Origin of the sequence: Sphingobium sp. BHU LFT2 (assembly GCF_018604485.1) — a bacterium.
GTDB lineage: Bacteria > Pseudomonadota > Alphaproteobacteria > Sphingomonadales > Sphingomonadaceae > Sphingobium > Sphingobium yanoikuyae_A.
Genome location: NZ_JAFCGW010000022.1, coordinates 25,766 through 45,568, shown reverse-complemented (window position 1 = coordinate 45,568; position 19,803 = coordinate 25,766). Strand labels below are relative to the sequence as shown.

The 19,803-nt window shown below is 67.0% G+C and carries 15 protein-coding genes; 3 read left to right on the top strand and 12 right to left on the bottom strand.

Going from position 1 to position 19,803, the window contains the following annotated elements; genetic code table 11:
• Positions 1 to 24: 24 nt before the first annotated feature.
• The 9 genes from JQK15_RS23935 to JQK15_RS23895 all read right to left on the bottom strand — a co-directional run bounded on the left by JQK15_RS23935 (position 25) and on the right by JQK15_RS23895 (position 10,497).
• A complete protein-coding gene (locus tag JQK15_RS23935; RefSeq protein ID WP_214868689.1) occupies positions 25 to 2,310 on the bottom strand; it encodes a TonB-dependent receptor in 2,286 nt (761 codons plus the stop codon).
• A gap of 35 nt (positions 2,311 to 2,345) precedes the next feature.
• Positions 2,346 to 3,176 (bottom strand): fumarylacetoacetate hydrolase family protein, encoded by an 831-nt coding sequence (locus tag JQK15_RS23930; protein WP_214868687.1) that lies wholly within the window; start codon positions 3,174 to 3,176, stop codon positions 2,346 to 2,348.
• Positions 3,176 to 4,084: a VOC family protein gene (locus JQK15_RS23925; protein WP_214868685.1), complete on the bottom strand. Its 909-nt coding sequence runs from the start codon at positions 4,082 to 4,084 to the stop codon at positions 3,176 to 3,178. Before JQK15_RS23925 ends, JQK15_RS23930 begins: the two co-directional genes overlap by 1 nt.
• On the bottom strand, positions 4,081 to 4,509 hold the full coding sequence (locus JQK15_RS23920; protein ID WP_214868683.1) for a GlcG/HbpS family heme-binding protein: 429 nt from the start codon (positions 4,507 to 4,509) through the stop codon (positions 4,081 to 4,083). The genes JQK15_RS23925 and JQK15_RS23920 overlap by 4 nt, the downstream gene beginning before the upstream one ends.
• Positions 4,506 to 6,014, bottom strand: coding sequence for a bifunctional 3-(3-hydroxy-phenyl)propionate/3-hydroxycinnamic acid hydroxylase (locus JQK15_RS23915; protein ID WP_214868681.1), 1,509 nt, complete (start codon positions 6,012 to 6,014; stop codon positions 4,506 to 4,508). Before JQK15_RS23915 ends, JQK15_RS23920 begins: the two co-directional genes overlap by 4 nt.
• A 16-nt stretch (positions 6,015 to 6,030) precedes the next feature.
• Positions 6,031 to 7,266 carry an amidohydrolase family protein gene (locus tag JQK15_RS23910; RefSeq protein WP_214868679.1) on the bottom strand — a complete coding sequence of 412 codons (1,236 nt, stop codon included), beginning with the start codon at positions 7,264 to 7,266 and terminating at the stop codon, positions 6,031 to 6,033.
• A gap of 80 nt (positions 7,267 to 7,346) precedes the next feature.
• Positions 7,347 to 8,243 carry a LysR family transcriptional regulator gene (locus tag JQK15_RS23905; protein ID WP_007708624.1) on the bottom strand — a complete coding sequence of 299 codons (897 nt, stop codon included), beginning with the start codon at positions 8,241 to 8,243 and terminating at the stop codon, positions 7,347 to 7,349.
• Between the two features lie 42 nt (positions 8,244 to 8,285).
• The gene (locus tag JQK15_RS23900; RefSeq protein WP_122928315.1) at positions 8,286 to 8,894 is read right to left on the bottom strand and encodes a response regulator transcription factor; all 609 of its coding nucleotides are present in this window, start codon (positions 8,892 to 8,894) and stop codon (positions 8,286 to 8,288) included.
• Positions 8,887 to 10,497, bottom strand: coding sequence for a sensor histidine kinase (locus JQK15_RS23895; protein WP_214868677.1), 1,611 nt, complete (start codon positions 10,495 to 10,497; stop codon positions 8,887 to 8,889). Before JQK15_RS23895 ends, JQK15_RS23900 begins: the two co-directional genes overlap by 8 nt.
• Before the next feature lie 226 nt (positions 10,498 to 10,723).
• Between JQK15_RS23895 and JQK15_RS23890 the strand changes: the two genes are divergently transcribed.
• The 3 genes from JQK15_RS23890 to JQK15_RS23880 are packed head-to-tail and all read left to right on the top strand — an operon-like array spanning position 10,724 to position 14,402.
• Positions 10,724 to 11,812, top strand: a complete 1,089-nt coding sequence (locus tag JQK15_RS23890; protein WP_214868675.1) for a flagellin N-terminal helical domain-containing protein — start codon at positions 10,724 to 10,726, stop codon at positions 11,810 to 11,812.
• 51 nt (positions 11,813 to 11,863) lie between these two features.
• Positions 11,864 to 12,793 carry a polysaccharide deacetylase family protein gene (locus JQK15_RS23885; protein WP_214868673.1) on the top strand — a complete coding sequence of 310 codons (930 nt, stop codon included), beginning with the start codon at positions 11,864 to 11,866 and terminating at the stop codon, positions 12,791 to 12,793.
• A 49-nt stretch (positions 12,794 to 12,842) separates the two neighbouring features.
• Positions 12,843 to 14,402 (top strand): right-handed parallel beta-helix repeat-containing protein, encoded by a 1,560-nt coding sequence (locus JQK15_RS23880; protein ID WP_251008007.1) that lies wholly within the window; start codon positions 12,843 to 12,845, stop codon positions 14,400 to 14,402.
• Between the two features lie 50 nt (positions 14,403 to 14,452).
• Here the strand turns inward: JQK15_RS23880 and JQK15_RS23875 are convergent, their stop codons facing one another.
• Genes JQK15_RS23875 through JQK15_RS23865 form a run of 3 tightly spaced genes read right to left on the bottom strand, consistent with a single transcriptional unit; the run spans position 14,453 to position 19,509 of the window.
• On the bottom strand, positions 14,453 to 15,478 hold the full coding sequence (locus JQK15_RS23875; protein WP_037509177.1) for a zinc-dependent alcohol dehydrogenase: 1,026 nt from the start codon (positions 15,476 to 15,478) through the stop codon (positions 14,453 to 14,455).
• 45 nt (positions 15,479 to 15,523) lie between these two features.
• Positions 15,524 to 18,196: an HAD-IC family P-type ATPase gene (locus JQK15_RS23870; protein ID WP_214868662.1), complete on the bottom strand. Its 2,673-nt coding sequence runs from the start codon at positions 18,194 to 18,196 to the stop codon at positions 15,524 to 15,526.
• Between the two features lie 50 nt (positions 18,197 to 18,246).
• Positions 18,247 to 19,509, bottom strand: coding sequence for a phospholipase A (locus tag JQK15_RS23865; protein WP_214868660.1), 1,263 nt, complete (start codon positions 19,507 to 19,509; stop codon positions 18,247 to 18,249).
• Positions 19,510 to 19,803 lie beyond the last annotated feature (294 nt).

The following is a 19,803-nucleotide window of genomic DNA, read 5'->3' as shown; positions in this document are numbered from 1 at the left end:
CAGCGGCGCCCCGCCTCAGGAGGATCAGAATTTCGCGTCCAGGCTGATGCCGATCTGGCGGAAGGACTGCGGGCCATAGATGGCGCCGATATTCTGCTCGCCCTGGTCGGTGGTGTAGGGGAAGTCGCTCTGCATCAGCGAAGGCTCATGCACGTTGAACAGGTTGCGACCGAAGATCGCGACGCTGTAGCGATCGTCATCGGTGCGCAGGCCGATGCGGCCGCCGACCAGCCAGTGCGAACGGAAGGTGGTTTCGTCGTTCGAATTGGCTTCGTAGCGCACCTTCGACTTCCACACCGTGTCCGCTGCCAGGAAGCCCTTCAGGCGGCTCGTGACCGGCGCTTCATATTCGCCCGACAGGGTGAACTTGTATTTGGGCGCATAGGCGAGCTGGCTGCCGCCGATATTGGTGCCATCGGTGCCGATGAAGCCGCCCGGATAGGTCGCCTTGGCATAGATGAAGCCGGTGTTGAGCGACAGGCCATCGAAGACCTTGCCGAAGAAATTGATTTCCGCGCCGCGCGACTTCACGCCGTTGATGTTGGTCTGGACGCAGGAGATGACCGCGGTGCTGTCCACCGTGCACTGCTGCGCCTGGAAATTCTTGATCTTGCTGTAGAAGACATTGAGGTCCGCGACCCAGCCGCCGAACAATGTGCTCTTGAGGCCCAGTTCATAGGCGGTCGGGATTTCCGGCTGCACGACGAAGGGCTTGGCCGGGGCCGAGGGGATGGCGATCTGCCCGCCCTTGAACCCGCGCGAGGCGGTCGCATAGACCATGGTGTCGTTGGCCAGGTCATATTGCGCGCCCAGGCGCCAGGAGAATTTCTGGACGTCCAGCACCGTGCGGCTGAACGGATCGGCCGGGGTGAAATAGTCGTAACGGTCCATCGACAGGCGATCGGTGGTGTAGCGACCGCCGGCGATCAGCCGCAGTGCGGGCGACAGGTGGAAGGTGCCCTGGCCGAATACGGCGAGCGATTCATCCTGGATGTCGATGTCGGCGCCGGGATTGCGCACGATCGGGATGACGAGGCCGGGGAAGGGCACGACCGACACCGCCAGCGTTTCGGGATCGCGGGTCTGCTTCTGGTTCGAATAGAAGACGCCAGCGGTATATTCGAGAAACTGGTCGGCGGGCGAGCTGACCCGCAATTCCTGGGTGAAGAGGCTCAGGCGGCGGTTGGTCGGGCCGTTGGCGACCTGCAATTCCAGTGGATCGCCGCGGAACACGTTGGTCGCCGCGCCATAGCCGGTCTCGTTCGACTTGCGATAGGCGGTGATGGAGGTGAGGGTGAAGGGATCGGCCTCATAATCGACCTGCAGCGATCCGCCATAATTTTCGGTATGGCCGACATAGCTGTCGTCGCTGCAATAGTCGCGATTGCCTTCGCCCGGCGTCACGCCACAGCTGGCAAGCCGGGCGGTGATGCCGGTGGTGTCGGCGAGCAGGCCGCCCAGCGCCGTGCCCGGACCGCTGGTCTTGACGAAGGTGAAAAAGTCGCCGCCATTCTCGATCCGGCTCTTGGTATAGTCGCCGATGACATTGACGGTCAGGCGGTCGGTCGGCTCCCACAGGAAGCGGCCGCGAATGCCGTAGCGATCGGTATCATTATAGTCGCCGGTGCTGGCGTTGCGGTTCGGCCCCTGGCGGAAATTGGCGACGCCCGACAGGCGGATCGCGGCGTTGGTCGCCAGCGGGATGTTGACCATGCCCTGCACGATCTGGTTGCCGAACTTCGACCCCAGCGTGCCGGCGTCGGACAATTCGGTGCGGACGCGGGCGGCAAAGCCGGTCGGATCGGGCGCATTGGTGGTGATGTTGATGACGCCGGCCGATGTGGTGAGGCCGAACAGCGTGCCCTGCGGCCCCTTGAGCACTTCGATCCGGCTGACGTCGAACAGGTCGGAGATATTGGCGTTGCCCTGGCTCACCTGGTCGACGACCACGCCGACCGATGCGACCGCGCCGGCCGAGAAGGTCTGGGTGCCGATGCCGCGGATCGACCCGCCGCCGCCGGTATTCTGACCCGGCGCCTGCTGGATTTCCAGGCTCGGCGCGATGCGGTTGAGGTCGTTCATCGTGTTGACCTGCTGCCGTTCCAGCTGGGCGGCATTGGCCACAGTGATCGAGATCGGCACCTCGGTCACCTTCTCCGCCTTGCGCTGGGCGGTGACGATGATGTCGGAATCGTCCGCCGGCTGTGCCGCCTGTTCGGGCGCGGGCGCGTTCTGTGCGAAGGCCGGCGCGGCGATCGCGATGGCGCTCGCGCTGGCGAGGGCCGCAATGGTGATGTGGATGTTACGCATGGTCTGTCCTCCCCCGGTATGCGGGTTGATGATTGTTATTGTTCGTCGATGATGCGGTTGCTGAGCGTGCCGATGGTGCCGATGGTCACTTCGACCTTGTCGCCGGCCTTCATGTAGAGCGGCGGGGTGCGCTTATCGCCGACGCCGCCGGGCGTGCCGGTGGCGATCACGTCGCCGGGGCTCAACGGCGTGAAGGCGGTCACATATTCGATGACCGTGGGAATATCCCAGATCATGTCGCTGACCGGCTGGTCCTGCACCAGTTCGCCATTGAGGCGGGTCTGGACGCGCAGCGCCTGCAGATCGTCAATCTCGTCGGGCGTCACCAGCGCGGGGCCGAAGCCGCCGGTGCCGGGAAAGGTCTTGCCCGGCGTGAACTGGATATTGTGGCGCTGCCAGTCGCGCGCGCTGCCATCGTTGAAGGCGGCATAGCCCGCGACATAATCCCAGGCGTCGGCGGCCGCGACCTTGTGCGCGGGCTTGCCGATCACCAGCGCCAGTTCGCCCTCATAGTCGAAGCGTTCGGTCACGGCCGGCTTCACCATCGGCTGGCCGTCGGCGATCAGGCTGTCGGCATAGCGCACGAAGATGGCGGGATGCGCCTTCTGCTCGCGGCCGGTTTCCTTGACATGCTCGGCATAGTTGAGGCCGACGCACAGGATCTTGGCGGGATCGGGGATCACCGGCAGCAGCACGACATCGGCGGCGGCATAGGATGCGCCATCGGCCAGGCCCGACAGGCTGCCGTCGGTCAGCGCGGCCTTCAGGCTCGGCGCCGCATCGGTTGCCAGCTCGACGATCGTCTCGCCCTCGATCCGGCCGAAGCTGGGGGTGCCGTCGGGACGGCGGAAACTGACATAGCGCATCAGGCTTGTTCCTCGTTGATCAGGTCTAGCGGTTGGGCATCCCAGTCGCGGCGGTGGCGGAATTTCTCTTCGGCGGCGCGCAGGCCGGCGAAATCCTTGTCGGACATGCCCCACTGGTCGATCCGGCCCTCGGGCCAGGTCCAGTCCTCCGGCGCACCGGGCTGATAATCCTCGGCCACCTTTTCCACGGCGGTCGAAAATTCGATCACCGGGCCAAAGGGGGCGATGAAATAGGCGAAGACATTGGCGCCCGGACCATGGCGGCCCGGCCCCCAGGCGGGCACCATTTCATGGTCGCGCAACCGGCCGATGCCCCGCATCACCGCATCCATGTCCGCCATCTCGAAGGCGATATGGTTGAGGCTGGCAAAGCCGGCGCGGGCGAAGGCGGTGCTGTGGTGCGAGTCATTGCAACGCACGAACACCATGCCCTTGGTCCGGTCCGAGACGCGGAAGCCCAGCGCCTCCTCGACCAGATGGCCGGTCGCCTCCGCGTCGGCGCTGTTGAAGACCACATGGGTCAGCTTCACGGGCAGGTCGGCGCCCGCGATCGGTGCGACTTCCTCGGCATCGACCAGGAAGCGCAGCAATTCGCCCTCGGCCAGTTCGACGATGATGCCATGGCCACCGCCCGGATCTTCCGACACGGTCGGCGTTGCGGGCAGGCCGGCGGCGGTGACTCTGCGCTTCAGCTGCTCCAGCTGCTCGGCGGTGCAGACAAAGGTTGTGGAGCGGACATAGGCGTCCGCCGACTCCGCCAGCGCGACCAGATAGGGATAGCTGCCCGATCCGCGCAGATAATGGGTTTCGCCTTCGATCGCCGCCGGCGCCATGCCCCAGACGTCGGTCAGGAAGGCGGCGGCCTCTGCCGCATGGGGCAGCGCCAGTTCGATGCTGCGCAGCTTCATTTTCTGTCTCCGTGGAAAAGTCCGGCGGTGGCAATGCCGGCGATGGCGCAGGCCTCGTCGCATTCGCCGGTGTCGCCGCTGATGCCGACCGCGCCGATCAGCCCGCCGTCCGCATCGCGGATGAGCACGCCGCCGGGCGAGAAGGCCATCTGGCCGGTGGCCGCCGCGATGCTCTGGAAAAAGACAGGATTGGACGCGGCGCGGGTGGCCACCACCCGCGTATCCGCGCCCATCCCCAGCGCACCGGCGGCTTTGGCCTTCGCGATGTCGAAACGGAACAGACTGGCGCCATCTTCGCGCGCGAAGGCGACCGGATGGGCGCCGGCATCCAATATGATGACGGCCAGCGGCTGGGCGCTGTCGGCGCGTGCCTTGGCGAGTGCGGCGTCGATGATGGCGCGGGCCTGCGCGAGCGAGAGGGTCATGCCGCAATCTCCTGCCGGGCGGTGCCGGCGATCAGCGCGTCGCGCCGGGCGATCAGCTCTGCGGGCTTGCCGGTGCCGAAGACATAATGGTCGGGGCGGACCAGCACCGCGTCGGCGCCACGGGCGTCGAGCCAGTCGGCGACATGGCCGTCATCGCCCAGCTCCGCGACATCGACGACGGTCACGTCGCCGCCCGTAACCGGCTGGCGGGTGAACAGGCGCCAGCCATCGCCGGTCACATCGTCCAGCAGCCGGTCGCCGACGCGCGGCTGGATGAAGCGTTCGCCCGCGCCCGCCGTGCCGCTGGCGACGATGCCGGTGGCGATGGCGGGGATCAGGTCGGCGGCGGTGCCACTCTGGGCGCCCTTGGCGGCTTCGCGCAACTGATGGTCGCGTGCGGCGGCGGCTTCGGGGTCGAGCACGCAGATATAGCGGCCCGCGCCCACGGCGGCGGAGATGACGGCGCGGACATGGGGATCGCGTTCGGGCTGATAGCTGTCGAGCAGGCTCTCGGGCGCCTTGCCCGCTAGCACCAGTTCCAGCTTCCACGCCAGGTTCGCGGCATCGCGCAGGCCGTGGCACATGCCCTGGCCGAAAAAGGGCGGCGTCTGGTGAGCGGCATCGCCGGCCAGGAAGACGCCGCCCTGCCGCCACCGCTCGGCGATCAGTCCATGGAAACGATAGGTGGCTGCGCGCACCACCTGGTGCGGCACGCCGTCGAGATAAGGGGCTACCAGCGCGGCCACGGCGTCAGGCTGCATCATCGTCTGGTCGTCTTCACCGGGCAGCAGCATGAATTCCCAGCGGCGATGATTGCCGCGCCCCGGCACAATGGTGGCCGGGCGTTTGGGATCGCACATCATCACCGACAATTTCTGCAGGTCGGCGGCGTCGGGGACACCCCACAGATCGGGGAAGCGGACCGGGCCATCGACCTCGGCATCGACCACCAGCCAGGGTTCCTCGAAGTCCAGATCATCGAGGCCGATGTCGAGCGCCTTGCGCACCGCGCTGCGGGCGCCGTCGCAGGCGATGACATAGCGGGCGCGGACCTGTTCCTCGCCGGCGTCCGACCGCAGCGTCAGCGTGACGCCGTCCTCGTCCTGCGCCAGCGCCTCGAACGCGGTGCCCAGCGACAGCTCGACATTGGGATAGACGTCCAGCGCATCGCGCAGATGGTCTTCCAGTTCGGGCTGGTAGAAGAAATAATCGTTGGACCAGCTATAGGGGCGGGGGCGGCCGACCGTGCCCATATAGCGGATCACGCCATGATCGGCGCCGACATGCAGATGCCCCTCGGTATCGCGCATGTCCGGCGCGACCCGGTCGATGACGTCGGCCGACTGGAACAGGCGCATCATCTCATGGTCCAGATGGACCGCGCGGGGCAGGGGATAGGGGTTGGCCTCGCGCTCGATCACCAGGACCGAGACGCCCGCCTTCCCAAGTAAATTGGCCGCAAAGGCCCCCACCGGCCCGCAGCCGATGATCGCAACGTCGAACATGAAAGCGTCTTTCCGGTCAGACCGTCAGGGGCTCGGGCACGGGGGATTTGTGCATCCGCCCGCCCAGCATGATCATCTTGATATTGGCCGTATCCTGCAGCAGGCGGACGTCCGTCGTCGGATCACCCTCGACCAGCAGCAGGTCGGCGAGATAGCCCGGCTTCACCTGGCCTACGGGCTGGTCCATCAGCTCGCCGCCCAGCATGGTGGCGGCATGCAGCGCCTCGGCTGGGGTGAAGCCATAATAAGTGACGAAATGCTCCAGGTCGCGCGCGTTGCGGCCATGGGGATTGAAGGGGAAGCCATAGTCGCCGCCGGGCAGGACACGCACGCCGCGCGCCTTCAATTTGGGCACCAATGTCTTTTCCAGTTCCAGCCGCTCGGCCGCGCTCGCCTTCATCGACGCCATATTGATATGGGGCGGCGGATTGGCCTCCAGCGCGGCGACCGATACGCCGGGGCCGGGGGCGTAGAAGATGGCGTCCTTCTTCGCCGCCATGGCGTCGACCGCCGCGTCATCGGCGAAGGAGCAATGATAGAGGATGCGGGCGCCGGCTTCGAGCGCCAGATTGATGGCGCGCGGGCTATAGGCATGGGTGGCGATCCACAGGCCCGCGTCCTTCGCCGCCTCGCCGGCCGCGATCATTTCCTCGTCGGTGTAGAGGATATCCTGCGACGATCCGGGCTTGAGCGCATCTTCGCCCGAAATCACCAGCTTGAGCGACTTGACGCCCTCCGCCGCGCAATAGACGACGAAGGCGCGCATTGCTTCGGGCCCCCGCCCGTTGAACACATCGCCGGTTTCGACCCCTTCCTCGCCTTCCGGGCTGCGCTCCAGCGTGGAGGGCACCAGGCGCGGGCCGGGGGTTTCGCCCGCCGCGATGGCGCGGGCCAGTTCGGGTTCGATCTGGTCGCCCAGCGCGCCGGCCGAATAGAGGCTGGTATAGCCATGGTCGAGCAGCACGCGGGCATTGCGCCAGGCGGCGACCTTCAGTTCCTCGGGCGGCAGGATGAACTGATGATAGATTTTCTCGACCGAGCTGCCCCAGGTCAGGTGGGTATGGGCGTCGACCATACCGGGCATCAGCGTCGCGCCCTGGCCGTCGATCACCATGTCGGCCTGTGCCGCGTCGATCGCGGCTTCGTCGCGCAGAATGTCGGCGATGCGATCGCCCTCGATCATGACCGCGCCGGGGAAGGGCGCGCTGCCGGTCCCGTCGAAAATCGCAATATTGCGGATCAGCTGCCGCACGAGGGCTCTCCCTTGGTCTCTTGTTGAATGCCCTTATGCGCCGAATTTATACGCAAGAATAATAATGATTTTTGGGAACGTCATAGCTTGGAGCTATGGATCATGATGTCCAGCAGCGCCTCGCCCAGCCGCGACAGGCGTGCATCCTTCAGCTTGCGGATGCCGATGCTGCGCTGGAAGGTCGCTTCGCGGATCGCGATCGCGCGCAGCACGCCGATCGACAGTTCGGCCGCCGCCACCTTCATCGGCAGGATGGTCAGCCGGCTGCTGTTCCGCACCATCGCCTTGGTCGTCAGCAGCGAGTCGCACCGGATCACATCCTGCGGCACCGGCACGCCCGCCGCCATGAACAGCGCGTCGATCTGCCGGCGAAAGGCGCCCCGCGCCTCCGGCAGCACCCAGCGCCTGGCCATCATGTCGCGCAGCGACACCTCGGCCGGCAGATGGTCGTTGCGGCGCCCCACGACCAGCGCGAACGGATCCTGCGCGAAGGTGATTTCCTCGATCCCCTCGGGCGGTTCCTCCAGCCCCGTGGTGACGAAGGCCAGCTCGATCTCGCCCCGGTGCAGCATGTCGGCCAGGTCATGGTCGGGCCGCTCCACCGCGTGCAGCGCGAAATGGCCCATCTTGTCCTCCAGCCGGCGCACCGCATCGGGCAGCAGGCTGACGAGGGCGCCCGGCGTGCCGCCGACGCGGAGCGGCCCGGTCACGCCCGCGCGCGCTAGCCGCAATTCCTCCTCCGCGCCGCTGATCAGGCTGTCGACCGCCTCCGCCCGGCGCAGCAGCACCTCGCCCTCCGGCGTCAGGCTGATGCCGCTGCGCGACCGGGCGAACAGGGCCGCGCCGACCGACTGTTCCAGTTGCGCGATCGCATTGGACACCGATGGCTGGGAGATGTTGAGCAGCCGCGCGCCGCCGCTGATCGAGTTGGCACGGCAGACGGCGAGGAAGGTGCGAAGCGCGCGGGGATCGATCATCGGCCTAGATAGCCCGACCATCGCCGCGCACAACAAGACAATCTAGCCTTCGGTACCGCTCGCCTCCCGCACCAGGGCGATCAGGGCGGCGGGACTGCTGGCACCGGTCTTGGCGACGATCGCGGCGCGATGATCCTCGATCGTCTTGGGGCTGAGCGACAGGGCGGCGGCGACCATCTTGTTGCTCATCCCCTGGGCCAGGCAGTGCAGCACCTCGCGCTCGCGCGGGGTCAGCGGAGCCAGCCGAGCCAGCGCCCCGCGCCGCTGCCGGCTCCAGCGTGCGCCCTCCGCCACGGCGGCCAGCAGCCGCCCCTCGTCGATCGGCTTTTCCAGATAGTCGAGCCCGCCATAGCGGCGCACCGAATCCACCGCGCTGCTGGTGGTCGGCCAGGCGGTCATGAAGATGATCGCCACCGCCGGATCCTGCGCCCGCATCCGCTCGGCAAAGGCAAAGCCGTCCATGTCCGCCATCATCACGTCGGTGACCAGGCAATGGGCCGGCTCGTCGGCCTGGGCGCGCAGCATCGCGCGGGGCGTGTCGAACGCCTGGGTGCGATAGCCATGCCGGCCCAGCAGCCGCGCCACCGCCCGGCCCAGATCAGGGTCGTCATCGACCACATGGATGATGGCGGGATCGGCCGGGTCAGTCATGGCTGGGCTCCGTGCGGGGCAGGGACAGGCTGGCACGCGCGCGGCCCTGCGCGATGTCGCGGGTCAGCGTGCCGCCATGGGCGTCGGCGATGGCGCGCGCCACCAGCAGGCCGATGCCCATGCCGCCATAGTCGGGGGTGGGGGACGGGACCGGGTTGGCGACATGGATCGTCACCTGATCGGCCCGGCTTTCCACGGCGATTTCGATGGTCGATCCGGGCGCCGCCAGCATCGCGTTGCGCAGCAGGTTGAGCAATATCTGTGTCAGTTCGATCTCATGCCCGGTGACCTGCAAGCGCGCATCCATCGGCGGCAGGCTGATGGCGCAGCCCAGGCTGCGCGCCTCGCCGCCGACCATGCCGGCACAGTCGCGCAGCATCTGGCCGACGATGATCGGCGATGGTTCGTCGACCGCGCGCCCGCCAAAGCTGCGCAGCCGTCGCACCATGTCGGCCAGCAAAGCCGCCTTGCGATCGACCAGTTCGATGCTCTCGCGCATCTCCGCCAGGTCGGGCTGCGGATCGCGCGACAGGGCGGACAGATGCCGGGTCTCGATTGCCAGCGTCGACAGCGGCTGGCTGATCTCGTGAATGATCGCCACCGACATGGCGCGCAGCGTCTTGAGCCGTTCGGCCTGGAACAGGATGCGGTCGCGCCGGGCGATATCCTCGCGGGCGCGGATCTGCGCCTCGGCAAAGCTGCCGGCCAGATAGGTGGCGATCGCCATGGCGGCGAGGCCCATGTGCAGCGCGAAGCGGGTGGCGCTGGCCGACAATGGTGCCGACCAGGGCAGGATGATCGCGGCCGACAGGATGATCGCAATCCACGCGCCCAGCCGGCCGCAGCGCAGTCCCACCCAGATCGCGCCGATCAGCACCGGCGTGACCGCGATCTGGGGTTCGACCCGCGCCAGCCCCCAGGCGAGCAGCCAGGCAAAGACGAAGACGGCGGCCGCCTCGACCGCGCGCCCGCGCCCGATCTGCATCAGCCGCCGGGCTTCTTCATGGCGGGTGCCGATCCACAGCAGGGGCGGCGCGACCAGCAGCACGCCCAGCAGGTCGCCGACCAGGAAGGCGGCGATGGTGGTGGCGACCGGCTGGCTGGGCAGGGTGCCGGACACGCCGGGCCACAGCCATTCCCAGAAACCCGCGGTGAAGGACACCAGCGTCGGCGCCAGCACCGCGGCCAGGCCGAACGGCATCGGCGCGATCGCCAGTTCGGATCGGCTGCGCCGCTCGATGAAGCGCACCAGCGCGATCATCAGGCCATAGGCGGCGGGCGCGCGCGCCACCCCGCCCAGCTGGTTGAGAAATTCGGGACCGCCCCACATGATCGTGCCGGTCAGCAACTGGATCACGCATTCCTCGACGATCAGGACCGGCGTGAAGCGCGCGCCGATCCGCCACAGCAGCGCCAGCCGCACGCCGGCGGCGGGATACCAGAGGCTGAAGAAATGGGCGCCGCCCCACGGGCTGGCCGCCATATGCGCCAGCTTGAACGCGAAGGGATAGGCCAGCAGCAGCGCCACCAGCCGCCAGTCGATGGCGCGTGCCTCCAGGCGAAAAGGGCGCGGCCGGGCGCTCATGGGGGACAGGGTGGCCATGGCCCTGTCCTAGCCCGGATCACCCGCCTGCCAAGCCGGGAAATTCCCTGCCGTTTCAATCTTATCCGGGAATTAACCGGATAGGCCGGGCGCTGCCGCGCGGCCATCACGGGAGCGACCGTTTGGGGGCAACGCCTTTCGGTTGCCGGGCGGCGCACTGCGACCCGCGTCGCCCGGCCCCACAGACGCCGGCATCTTCCTGCCTGGCATGGATGGAGGACATCCCATGAGCGTGATCGGAACCAACAGCGCGGCGCTGCGCGCGCAGCGGGCGATCGAGGCGGCCACCAAGGCCCAGGGCCAGGCAAGCGAGAAATTGTCGACCGGCAAGCGGATCAATTCGGCCAAGGATGATGCGGCCGGCATGGCCATCGCCCAGACCATGACCAGCCAGCTGCGCGGCATGGAAGTGGCCAAGCGCAACGCGGCCGACGCCATATCGCTGACCCAGACCGCCGAGGGCATATTGGGCGAGGTCCAGAACAGCCTGCAGCGGATGCGCGAGCTGACGCTCCAGGCGGCCAATGGCGTCAACCGGCCGGAGGATCGCGCCGCGCTCCAGACCGAAATGGATCAGACCGTCGCCCAGATCAACGCGCTGCTGCAGAATAGCGAGTTCAACGGCGTGAACCTGTTTTCTAACACGGCGCAAGGGACGGCCGCCCGCGATTATAATGCGGATGGCGATCTGCTCGATTACGACGGCTATGGATATTATCGCGATGAACTCATGCACAGCGCCGGCAGCACCGTCATCAATGTGCAGGCGGGCGCCAATGCGACGGACAATGTCGCCATCACCCTGCCGACCCTGCGCAGCAACAGCGACGATTTCACCCTGCTGGGCACCGACCTTGCGGTGAACGGCACGATGCGCTTCGTGGGGATCAGCAATATCGACCTGACGCTCGACTATGACGTCGGTGTGGCCGCCGTCCATCGCACCAATGATCTGGGCAGCACCGGCTGGATGGACCCGGAAGGCTATGTCGCCTTCACCGATTCCGACTATAAATCCTACGCCCAGATCGGCGTGACCGCGCAACAGGGGCTGGCGGTGATCGACGCGGCGCTGGCGCAGATTTCGACCGCCCGCGTCAATCTGGGCGCCGCGCAGAGCAGGCTGGAATCCATCTCCAGCCAGCTCGACACCAATATCGTCAACCTGACCGACGCCCGCTCGCGGATCGAGGATGCGGATTTCTCCACCGAATCCACCGCCCTCGCCAAGAGCCAGATCCTGTCGCAGGCGGCAACGGCGATGCTGGCCCAGGCCAATGCCCGGCAACAGGATGTGCTGAAACTGCTCGAATGATCCGCGCGGCCGGGCTAGGACCGCTGCGGACATTCAGCGGGAGAGGCGGAGATGATCAAGCGGGCCATGGCCCTTTGCCTGCTGCTGGGCAGTGCAGCGGCGGCACAGGCGGGCGATCCGCCTCGGTTCGATGTCGCGATCACGGTCGATGATCTGCCCGCCCATGGCCAGTTGCCGCCCGGCACCACCCGTGCCGATATCGCCCGCCGCTTCCTGGCGACGCTGAAGGCGCATCATGTCGCGCAGGCCTATGGCTTCGTCAATGCGCGCGGACTGGCGGAGGATCCGGCGTCGGACGCGGTGCTGACGCTGTGGCGCCAGGCCGGCTATCCGCTCGCCAACCATAGTTACAGCCACCTCAATCTCGACGGGGCGCCCTCGCTCGACGCCTGGCAGGCGGACGTGATCGCGGGCGAGCCGGCGCTGGAACGGCATATGGGGAAAGGGGACTGGCACTGGCTGCGCTTCCCCAACCTGTCGAGCGGCAAGGACGCGACCCGCCATGACGCCGCCGCCGCCTTCCTGAAGCAGCGCGGCTATCGCATCGCCAGCGTCAGCCTGGCTTTCGAGGACTGGGATTATAGCGATGCCTATGCCCGCTGCCGCGCGCAGGGCGACGATCGCACGATCGCGGCGATGAAGCGTCACTATCTGGCTGTGGTCGATCAGGCGATCGCGCGGGCAAAGGCCAATGCCCAGCGCGTCCATGGCCGCCCGATCCCGCATGTGCTGCTGCTCCATGTCGGCGCCTGGACCGCCGACACCCTGCCCGATGTCATGGCCCGGCTCGATGCCGCCGGCGCGCGCTATATCCCGCTGGCAAAGGCGGAGGCCGACCCGGCCTATGCCCAGGCCGAAGCCCTGCCGGGCGGCGGTGGCATCATCGAACGGGTGGCGCAGGCACAGGGCATCGCTCTCCCCGCTGCCCCATCCCCGGCACCCAAAATCGACCTGCGCCAGGCCTGCCGCACGCCCGGCTGAGGCGACTTCACCTTGCATTCAGCGCGCGACCGATAGAATGGCGCGCAATATGATGATGGGTAAAAGCCGGCATGGCCGGGCGCTGACAATCTTCCTGCCTTTCCTGGTCCTGACCGCGGGTGCGACATCCGCGGCGCAGGCGACGACCTATTATGTCAACAGCGCCACCGGCAATGATCGCGCCGCCGGCACCACCGCCGACCAGCCCTGGCGCAGTCTGGCGCGGGTGCGCGACTATCCGCTGATGCCGGGCGATCAGGTGCTGCTGATGGCCGGATCGCGCTGGCAGGAACCGCTCACCATCACCCGCTCGGGCCGCTCCGGCGCGCCGATCAGCGTCGCCGCCTTCGGCACCGGCGCACGGCCGCGCATCGACGCCGGCGGTGTCTCGCCCCATGGCGTGGGCGTCATCAACGCCGAATATGTCAGCGTCAGCGGGCTGGAAGTCACCAACGACAATCCCGCCCCGGCCCAGCGTTTCGGTGTGCTGGTCTCGGCGATCGACCGGGGCGTGACGCGCGGCATCCGCATCAGCGACATGTATATCCACGACGTGCGCGGCGTGAATGATCGCAAGGATAATGGCGGCATCGTCTTCAGCGCGACCGGCAAGAAGCTGCCGACCCGCTTTCAGGATCTGGTGATCGAACGCAATATCGTCTGGAAGGTCGACCGGTCCGGCATTGCCGGCATCGCTGACCGGATCAGCGCCAAGGACTGGTTCCCCAGCGAAAAGATCGTGATCCGCGACAATCTGGTCGAGGATATTGGCGGCGACGGCATCGTCCCGCGCGGCACCGACGGCGCGCTGATCGAACATAATATCGTGCGCTATGCCGGTGCCCGTGCGCCCGGCTATAATGCCGGCATCTGGCAGTGGAGCACCGACAACAGCCTGATCCAGCTCAACGAGGCCGCCTATACCCGCACCCGCTATGACGGGCAGGGGTTCGACAGTGACTTCAATTCGCGCCGCACGACATTGCTCTACAATTACAGCCACGACAATGCCGGCGGCTTCCTGCTGATCTGTTCGCCCGGCCGCAACGACAAGGATAATCTGGGCAATCGCGGCACCGTCGCGCGCTACAATGTCAGCCGCAACGACGCGCTGCGCATCTTCCAGCTCGCCGGCAATGTCTCGGACGTGCTGGTGGAGAAGAATGTGATCCATGTCGGCAAGGGCATGGATGTGCAGATGGTGGTGGCGACCAACTGGGACGGCTGGGCACAGGATGTCCGCATCGTCGAAAATGACTTCAAGGTCGCCGGCACCGCCCGCTATGGCAGCGAGAGCGGCCGGTCAGGCCCCGATTACCTCATCAAGGCGGGTTTCGCCCCGGCCCAATTTATCCGCTTCCGCGACAATCGTTACTGGGGCAGCCATGTCGACCTGCCGGCCGAGGCGGCGGGCGACGTGATCCCACCCTATCTCGATCAGCCTGCCGACTGGCAGGTGCCGGTGTTCGACCCGGCCAGGGCAGAGGGTTTTCCCGAATTCATGGCCCGGCACCGCGCCTGGATGCTGGCCATGCTGCAACGCGAACTGGGCCAGGCGGTGCAGCCGCGCCAGCCGCGCCGCATCTCCATCTTCGAAGCGCGCCGATGACCGGCGGCGCGGGCGGCATGCACCGCCCGCGCCCGGCCATCACCCGCCCGTTACAGGGTGAGCGAGATGCGCCCGTCCACCTTGCCGGCGCGCAATTCGTCCAGCACGGCGTTCACATCATCGAACGGCCGGGGCGTCACATGCGCCTTCACCTTGCCCTCGACCGCGAAGGCGATCGCTTCGGCCAGGTCGCGCCGGGTGCCGACGATCGACCCGCGCACGGTCACGCGCTTGAGCACCACGTCGAAGATCGGCGTCGGGAAATCGCCCGGCGGCAGGCCGACCAGGCTGACGGTCGCGCGCCGGCGGGTGCAGGCGATCGCCTGGGCAAAGGCGGGGGGCGACACCGCCGTCACCAGCACGCCATGGGCGCCGCCGCCGGTCGCATTCTGCACTTCCGCCACGACATTGTCGGCCCGCGCATCCAGCGCCAGGTCCGCGCCCAGCGACCGGGCCAGCTCCAGCTTGCTCTCGCCAATGTCCAGCGCGACGACATGCAGGCCCATCGCCTTGGCATATTGCACGGCGACATGACCCAGCCCGCCGACGCCGGAAATGGTCACCCATTCGCCCGGCTTCGCCTCGGTTTCCTTCAGCCCCTTGTAGACGGTGACGCCCGCGCACAGGATCGGCGCCATCGTCACGAAGTCGACAGTGTCGGGCAGGCGGCCGGCAAAGGGTGCGCTGGCGATCGCATATTCGGCATAGGTGCCGTTGACGCTATAGCCGGTATTATGCTGCCGCTCGCACAGCGTTTCCCAGCCGGTTTCGCAATATTCGCAGGCGCGGCAGGCGTCGTGCAGCCAGGGGATGCCGACGGCGTCGCCTTCCTTCAGGTCGGTGACGCCCGCGCCCAGCGCCACCACATGGCCCACGCCCTCATGGCCGGGGATCAGCGGCAGGGTCGGCTTCACCGGCCAGTCGCCATCGATCGCGTGCAGATCGGTATGGCACACGCCACTGGCGGCGATCTTCACCAGCACCTCGCCAGGCCCCGGCTCGGGTATCGCTATCTCCTCGATCGTCAGCGGCGCCTTGAACGTCCTGGCAATCGCGGCTCGCATGGTCGTCGGCATGATTTCCTCCTTCTTCTGCGGCTGTTGGACTGTGGATAATGGCGGTCAGATATCCTCGAACCAGGCGAGCCGATGGGCGGCCAGCTTTTCGAGTTCCAGCACGGCGAACATCGCCGCGCCCAGGCCGATGATCATCAGCCCGTCGGTCAGCGACAGCGGCCGGCTGTCGAAAATATCATGCATGAACGGCGCATAGGTGAAAAGCAGCTGGGCGATCACTACCGCCACGATCGCCGCCAGCACGATCGGCGTGCCCATCGCACCGCGCAGCGTCAGCGATCGCATGTGCAGGAAGCGCACATTGAACAGATAGAATATCTCGCCCACGATCAGCATGTTGACCACCATGGTCCGGGCGGTGTCGATGTCGTGGCCGACATGCTGGGCATAGAAGAATATCCCCAGCGCCATCGCCCCCATCAGCACCGATACCAGCATGATGCGCCACAGCAGGAAGGGGGAAAGCAGCGGCGCGCCGGCGGCACGCGGCCGCCGTTCCATCGTTCCCGGCTCGGTCGGCTCGAACGCCAGCACCAGCCCCAGCGTCACCGTCAGCACCAGGTTGATCCACAATATCTGCGTCGCCGTCATCGGCAGGGCAAAGCCGGCGATGATCGCGATCACCACCGCCAGCGTCTCGCCGCCATTGGTCGGCAAGGTCCAGCTGATGACCTTGCGGATATTGTCATAGACGGTGCGCCCTTCGCGCACGGCCGCCACGATCGACGCGAAATTATCGTCCAGCAGCGCCATCTCGGAGGCCTCCTTGGCGGCCTCCGTGCCCTTGATCCCCATCGCCGTGCCGACATCGGCCTGTTTCAGCGAAGGCGCGTCGTTGACGCCGTCGCCGGTCATGGCGACGACCAGCCCGTGCGACTGGAGCGCGCGGACGATGCGCAGCTTGTGCTCGGGGGAGGAGCGGGCGAACACGTCGACATCGCGCACCCGCGCCGCCAGCGCAGTATCGTCCAGCGCCTCGACCTCGGCGCCGCTCATCGCCTGGGGATCATCGTCCAGCGCCAGTTGGCGGGCGATGGCGATGGCGGTGCCGACATGGTCGCCGGTGATCATCTTGACGGCGATGCCGGCCGACCGGCACTGGGCGATCGCCTGCCGCGCCTCGTCGCGTGGCGGATCGATGAAGCCCATCAGCCCCAGCAGCTCGACCCCGTTCTTCAGATCGTCGAAGCCGATCCGGTCGGGCGCCCCTGTGATCCGCTTGACGGCAAAGCCCAGCAGGCGTTCGCCCCGGTCGGCGGCGGCCGACAGCCGCGCGTCCCAGGCGACGGCATCCGCGCCGGTCATCGCCAGCACCGCTTCGGGCGCACCCTTGATGAAGATGGCGCTGCTGCCATCGGGCGCGCGATGCAGCGTCGCCATGAAGCGATAGGCGGCGTCGAACGGGATTTCGTCGATCCGCGGCCATTCGTCGCGCACATGGTCGGCGCTCAGCCCCGCCTTCATCGCCAGCGCGACCAATGCCCCCTCCATCGGGTCGCCCTGCACGGTCCAGCCGTCATCCGCTTGGCGCAGCAGGGCATCGTTACACAACAAGCCGCAGCGCAGGATTGGCGCGGCATCGGCCAGCCCCTCCGCATCGTCGCCGCCGCCAGCGACACTGATGGCGCCCGTCGGCGCATAGCCCGATCCGCTGACATGCAGGTCGCCGCCCGGCAGCAGCAGGTGACGCACCGTCATCTCGTTGCGGGTCAGCGTGCCGGTCTTGTCGGTGCAGATCACCGATGTGGCACCCAGCGTCTCGACCGCCGGCAGGCGCCGGATCACCGCCTGGCGTGCGGCCATGCGCTGCACGCCGATCGCCAGCGTGATGGTGATGACGGCCGGCAGCCCCTCCGGCACGACGCCGACCGACAGCGCGACGATGGCGATCAGCGCATCGATCCAGTGGAAGCCGCGCGCCAGCACCGCGAACAGGAACAGGACGACCGCGCCGGCCAGCACCGACCAGGTCATCAGCCGGGCGAAATCGTCGATCTGCCGCACCAGCGGCGTCTTGCCGACCTCGACCGCCTTCAGCATGCCGCTGATCCGGCCGATCTGGGTATGGCTGCCGGTCTCGACCACCAGCCCGGTCGCCTGGCCGGCGGCCACCAGCGTGCCGGAAAAGGCCATGTTGTTCTGGTCGGCGATGCCGGCGTCGGCGGGGATCAGCGTCTGATGCTTTTCCGCCGCGACCGATTCGCCGGTCAGCGCCGCCTCGTCGATCAGCAGGCCGCGGGCGCGCAGCAGCCGGATGTCGGCCGGCACCCGGTCGCCCGCTTCCAGCAGCACGATGTCACCGGGCACCAGTTCCGGCACCGCCACCACCCGCCGTTCGCCGCTGCGCAGCACCATGGCATGTGGCGCGATCATGTCCTGGATCGCGCCCAGCGCTTCCTCGGCCTTGCCTTCCTGGATGAAGCCGACGACCGCATTCACCAGCACCACGGCCAGGATCACGGCAGCATCGATGCCGTGATTCAGCAGCAGCGCGATCAGCGCCGCACCCAGCAGGAAATAGATCAGCACGCTGTTGAAATGCGCCAGGAAGCGCAGCAGCGGATGCTGGCGCGGCGCTTCGGGCAGGGCATTGGGACCATAGCGCCGCAGCCGGGCATCGGCATCGCGCTGGTCCAGCCCGGTCGCTTCGACGGACAGCGTTGCCAGCGCCTCTTCGGGCGGCAGCGCATGCCAGGCAACGGGCGGGGCAGAGGACATCGGCTTCCCTTTCAGTCGCGTCGAGCGGCCGGGGGCAAGCCACCCGGCGGTCAGCGCACCAGCGCGAAGCCGATCCGCAATCTTGTTATGGAACGATTATAGTCCAATAGGTTCTCGCCATATCCGGCAAATCCCTGAGCGAACAAATAGAGATCGGGGCCGCCGCCCAGCAGACGCGGCAGCGGATAGGACAGGTCGGCGTTGATCGCGCCCTTGCCCGATCCGAAATTGAATCGGCTGTTGGTCGACAGGCGCAGCCCGTCATCATCGCCGACCTGCAGGAACAGGCCGGCATGGCCGCGATAGCGGACGATATCGGGATTGTCGGACTTGTCGCCGACATAGAAGGTCAGGCGCGGTGCCACCAGCAGCCGCCGCTCCTCGCCCAGCGAGAAGGCCGCCATCGGTGCGACATAGAAGCTGTTGATGCTGCGCGACGCATCGCCGTCCCGGCCGTTGGATTCGTGCCGAAGCCCGCCCTGCAGCGCCAGCGACATGCCGTTTTTCAGCATCCGGGTCGGCGTCACATAGATGATCTCGGGCTGATAATCGATGTTGCGGAAGGGCATGGAATTGGCACCCAGATCCCAGAACATGCGCTGGGTATAGGCGAAATGCAGGCCATCCCGCCAGGAACTGGGCAAATGTGCGGCATCGCGCGACCCGAACAACCGATATTCGAAACTCAACTGCAACCGGGCATCGGTATTGGTGCCGGGGCCATAGACCGCGTAGATCGGCTCATAGGGTGCCAGATTGCCGATGAAGGCATTGCCCGCGCTGCGATCGGCTGGCGGCGCGACCGGCGGCGGCACCGGGGTTCCGGGCGGTGGTGGCGGCGGTGGAACAGGCACCGGCGAAGCGGCCGCCATCCGCGACGCCGCCGCGCCATGCAGCGCCACCTGCGGCGAATTCCAGGCCGGGATCGACAGCAATGCCCCCTCGGCCATGTCGCTCGCGGCCAGTTGATAGCGCGCCTGGGCAAAGCCGCCCGGCGCAATCTCCACCGTCTCCGGCACGCCCGGCGCCCGGCGCAGCCACAGCCGGCGCGCGGCGCCATCCTGTTCCACCAGCGCCTCCACCCGGTCGGGCAGCGGCATGGCGGCGGGCGCCGTGCCCATGTTGAGGAAGCGCAGTTCCACGCTCGCCATATTCTGGTCATCGGGCAGGGCGATCCGCCCTATCAGGGTTTCTACGGGTTCCCCGGCCAGGGCGCTTGTCGCAAAAGAAGGCGACAGGACAGCCAGCAGCCATGCCAGGCTCGACCAGGGGGCGGGCAAGTGTCGTGGTTGCGCGCGGCGGTTGCGGATCATCCTGCGTCCCTTGTCGCGTTGCGCCCCTCGCAACGGCGCGAGCGGTCAGGTCAGGTGCGATTGACGATACTGGTTGTGGTAGATAAACACAAATATATTAAAGGCATAAGTTATTAGTGAGTCCTTGTGATGTTCTGAAGCATCATGTCTCACAAAATCGAGAATAGATGAAGTCGGTCGATGCTATATCGATTGAATAGGGGTCCATGTTGCTCGAAAAGGGGTGCTTGGTGTCGCTTGGCAATTCCGATTTTGCGATAGGTCATGGCGTGAAGGGGAGGGTTATCCCTGAGG

Excerpts from the sequence above, each read along its gene's own strand:
- JQK15_RS23935 (WP_214868689.1), bottom strand. The coding sequence starts at position 2,310 with ATGCGTAACATCCACATCACCATTGCGGCCCTCGCCAGCGCGAGCGCC.
- JQK15_RS23930 (WP_214868687.1), bottom strand. The coding sequence starts at position 3,176 with ATGCGCTATGTCAGTTTCCGCCGTCCCGACGGCACCCCCAGCTTCGGC.
- JQK15_RS23925 (WP_214868685.1), bottom strand. The coding sequence starts at position 4,084 with ATGAAGCTGCGCAGCATCGAACTGGCGCTGCCCCATGCGGCAGAGGCC.
- JQK15_RS23920 (WP_214868683.1), bottom strand. The coding sequence starts at position 4,509 with ATGACCCTCTCGCTCGCGCAGGCCCGCGCCATCATCGACGCCGCACTC.
- JQK15_RS23915 (WP_214868681.1), bottom strand. The coding sequence starts at position 6,014 with ATGTTCGACGTTGCGATCATCGGCTGCGGGCCGGTGGGGGCCTTTGCG.
- JQK15_RS23905 (WP_007708624.1), bottom strand. The coding sequence starts at position 8,243 with ATGATCGATCCCCGCGCGCTTCGCACCTTCCTCGCCGTCTGCCGTGCC.
- JQK15_RS23900 (WP_122928315.1), bottom strand. The coding sequence starts at position 8,894 with ATGACTGACCCGGCCGATCCCGCCATCATCCATGTGGTCGATGACGAC.
- JQK15_RS23895 (WP_214868677.1), bottom strand. The coding sequence starts at position 10,497 with ATGGCCACCCTGTCCCCCATGAGCGCCCGGCCGCGCCCTTTTCGCCTG.
- JQK15_RS23890 (WP_214868675.1), top strand. The coding sequence starts at position 10,724 with ATGAGCGTGATCGGAACCAACAGCGCGGCGCTGCGCGCGCAGCGGGCG.
- JQK15_RS23885 (WP_214868673.1), top strand. The coding sequence starts at position 11,864 with ATGATCAAGCGGGCCATGGCCCTTTGCCTGCTGCTGGGCAGTGCAGCG.
- JQK15_RS23880 (WP_251008007.1), top strand. The coding sequence starts at position 12,843 with ATGATGATGGGTAAAAGCCGGCATGGCCGGGCGCTGACAATCTTCCTG.
- JQK15_RS23875 (WP_037509177.1), bottom strand. The coding sequence starts at position 15,478 with ATGCCGACGACCATGCGAGCCGCGATTGCCAGGACGTTCAAGGCGCCG.
- JQK15_RS23870 (WP_214868662.1), bottom strand. The coding sequence starts at position 18,196 with ATGTCCTCTGCCCCGCCCGTTGCCTGGCATGCGCTGCCGCCCGAAGAG.
- JQK15_RS23865 (WP_214868660.1), bottom strand. The coding sequence starts at position 19,509 with ATGATCCGCAACCGCCGCGCGCAACCACGACACTTGCCCGCCCCCTGG.